The 2,727-nt window shown below is 39.9% G+C and carries 4 protein-coding genes; 1 reads left to right on the forward strand and 3 read right to left on the reverse strand.

What is annotated here, in order from left to right; all coding sequences use genetic code 11:
• The first annotated feature begins 432 nt into the window (after window positions 1–432).
• Complete coding sequence (locus tag CAG57_RS15980) at window positions 433–1,020, forward strand: YagK/YfjJ domain-containing protein (RefSeq protein WP_237665788.1); 588 nt, start codon at window positions 433–435, stop codon at window positions 1,018–1,020.
• A gap of 195 nt (window positions 1,021–1,215) precedes the next feature.
• Here CAG57_RS15980 and CAG57_RS15985 read toward each other — a convergent pair whose 3' ends face one another.
• From CAG57_RS15985 to CAG57_RS15995, 3 genes are all read right to left on the reverse strand, one after another.
• The gene (locus CAG57_RS15985; protein WP_161430804.1) at window positions 1,216–1,755 is read right to left on the reverse strand and encodes a lecithin retinol acyltransferase family protein; all 540 of its coding nucleotides are present in this window, start codon (window positions 1,753–1,755) and stop codon (window positions 1,216–1,218) included.
• A 100-nt stretch (window positions 1,756–1,855) separates the two neighbouring features.
• The gene (locus tag CAG57_RS15990) at window positions 1,856–2,362 is read right to left on the reverse strand and encodes a tyrosine-type recombinase/integrase (RefSeq protein ID WP_161430806.1); all 507 of its coding nucleotides are present in this window, start codon (window positions 2,360–2,362) and stop codon (window positions 1,856–1,858) included.
• A gap of 62 nt (window positions 2,363–2,424) precedes the next feature.
• The coding region (locus tag CAG57_RS15995) for an ATP-binding protein (RefSeq protein ID WP_161439520.1) at window positions 2,425–2,727 on the reverse strand (303 nt) is incomplete at its 5' end.

The following is a 2,727-nucleotide window of genomic DNA, read 5'->3' on the forward strand; positions in this document are numbered from 1 at the left end:
AATTGATATTATCTTAGTCTGATTGATTTTATTTTTAAAGTTTTTTTAAATTTTCTTGGAAACTGATAGTTATACTTTTTTATCTTTAACGCAGCTCTTTCTTATGCTTCTGGTGGAAATAATTGGAAAGGCTACTCAATTAGCTTATAGCGTTGAAAATGCTCTAAAGCCGCTGGCTTGGTTCGGTTTGGTTTCGCTCGTAAACCGTCGGTATATAGTTATATATGTTTCATTCTTAAGCAGTATATGTTTCATTCTTAAGCAGTATTCACAACCTATAAATTATTACCAAGATACCTAACCTATGAGGTAGTAAATCGAATAGGTATAAGAATGAATACAAAGAAAAGGATACGAGAGCCGAAGGTTTATCAGGGTAGGTACTTTCACGATATAAAGCTGAATAAAAAAAGAGAATATTATTAACCTTATTTGACAAGGTCAAAAGAACTTCTTGATTATGTTACAAGTGAACATAACAGGGTTCTTTCTTTTAGTCTTATTTTACGGTTTCCTGAAGGATTTAAGCAGGATAGAGATGTATCATATATATCAAGGTTTATAAGGATATTTCAGAAGAAGGTTGATGTTACTTTAAAAGAGAGAATAAAGAGAAAGGCCAGGGTTCATCATATCAAGAAGGGAAATAAGGTTTTCAATATATGGTGTAGAGAAAGGGATAGTAGTAATAATGACCACTATCATATGTTTATTCTACTGAGTTATGAAAACTTCCGAACTCTAGGTCACTACTCTACCAGTCTTGAGCCAGAAAAAAGCTTAGCAATCTTGTTACAAGAAGCATGGTCTGACGCTTTAGGAATTTCATACTGTGATATGAAAGGCTTAGTTCAGTTTCCCCCTAAGAATAATTACTTCAGAGTTGTACAAAATAGGCCTGACACCAAGAGTAACTATGACGACTTACTTTCCCGAATGTGTTATTTAGCCAAAAAAGAGACGAAGAATTTCGGAGAAGGGATACGCTCATTTGGGTGTAGCAGGATCAGGAGGGGCTAGGGCCTTAAACTCTTATCAGGTGCCAGCAACGTAGTTTTGAGGGTAGAGCTACGGTGTGGTTTGAATCTGATGTCACTGAGTGGATGAATACTCGATTAATAGAGCTCATTTAACATTAGTTGGTTTTGAATTGATATGTAATGAGGCTAGCGAGAACTAGCCTTTTCTGTGATGAAAGAGCAATGATAATGGAGCTCAGTAATCAGACCTAGATGGTTGAGAAAGATGACCTGCATATCCTTTATGACGATGCCTTAAATCCCATACGCGCCAATGACTCGCTTGAATGTGCGTACGAGCGTCACGTTTAAGCTGAGTCAATGTGAAGGAGTTTGAGAAGATGTCACCACTTAGACAGTAGCTACAGAACTGATGGCAGTTTTCATTTAACAGGGAATAGTTTGTCTGTATGCCAAGCATGGCTTCTGCAATTTGAGCGGTAAACTCATTGCCAATGGCTCTACCTTGCGCATTGCAACTCACGTAAATGGAAAGGGCTGTGGTATCTGCCAGGAATTTATGAATTGATACGGCCTCGATAAGACCTTTGCCATTACGGTGGATGATACGTCCATCTCCCACGTAGACACCTGAATGTTCAGCATATCCAAATGCGAGATCGCAATACACAATGCTACCTCTTACTGGGCTATTCGTTTTCCAGAATAAATTTTGGATTAAGCTTTTCGATAAGCTGCCAACTAGAAAGTTTCCTATCGCGTTATATGGGTTCATGTTATTTGCTCTCAAATGTAATAATGGCGAAACTCAAAAGGCTCTGAGCCTAATGTTTATAAGGGATTGGCGGTCCCGCCCCCTCACGAAATGACTAGGCTTAAAGCTCAAGAGAAACAAAGTCTTTATCGACTTCATCTTGAGTGATACCGATATAGCGAAGCGTGACGCCCTCAGATGTGTGACGAAGCATTTTCATGACACGGCCTATATCTTTTGTGGATTGGTAAAGAAAGTAGCCTCGCGTCTTTCTCATCGAATGAGTACCTAAAGCGATATTTAGCTCTTGGCCTACTTGTTGAAATGCCATGGACACAGCACGTCGCGTAATTGGCTGCGGTGGTTTGTTTTTCAACTGTTGGCATCGGTGAGATTGAAACAAGTAGATATGGTCGGGATGTTGCTCCCTTAATCTAGCAATATGCTGCTGCGCTTTGGTATTGAGCTGAATGTTTGCCAGCTTGCCAGTTTTACTTTCACGAATAATAAGTCGGTCACCATGAATGTCTTCAAAGCGGATCGATAGCAAATCAGAAATCCTCAGTGCCAGGTTTAAGCCGATATGCCATACATCGGCCATTTGTGGATGACAACGAATACTTGTCAACGATCACCGAAAACTGATCCACTTTTAGCTTAAAAACGATCAATCAAAATTGATCCACCCTTTTACTCAGGTATTGCTCCTGAGCGTCGTTTATCTTTCAATCGATAACTATCACCACTTAACTGCAAAACATGCGAGTGGTGAAGCAGTCGATCTAACATCGCTGCCGTTAATGTCGCATCATCGGCAAATGCGCTAGGCCATTGGCCAAACGATAAATTGCTGGTCAAAATAATACTGCCATACTCATAGCGCTTAGCGATCACATTAAAAAATAGGTTGGCTTCTTCTCGCCCAAACGGCAGGTAACCGATTTCATCAATGATCAATAACCTTGGAGCCATCACAGAGCGAGAGAGGTATTG

This window comes from Vibrio sp. V30_P3S12P165 (assembly GCF_009904905.1).
Taxonomy (GTDB): domain Bacteria; phylum Pseudomonadota; class Gammaproteobacteria; order Enterobacterales; family Vibrionaceae; genus Vibrio; species Vibrio fujianensis.

Coding starts and splice junctions, on each gene's coding strand:
- CAG57_RS15985 (WP_161430804.1), bottom strand. CDS start 1,755: ATGAACCCATATAACGCGATAGGAAACTTTCTAGTTGGCAGCTTATCG.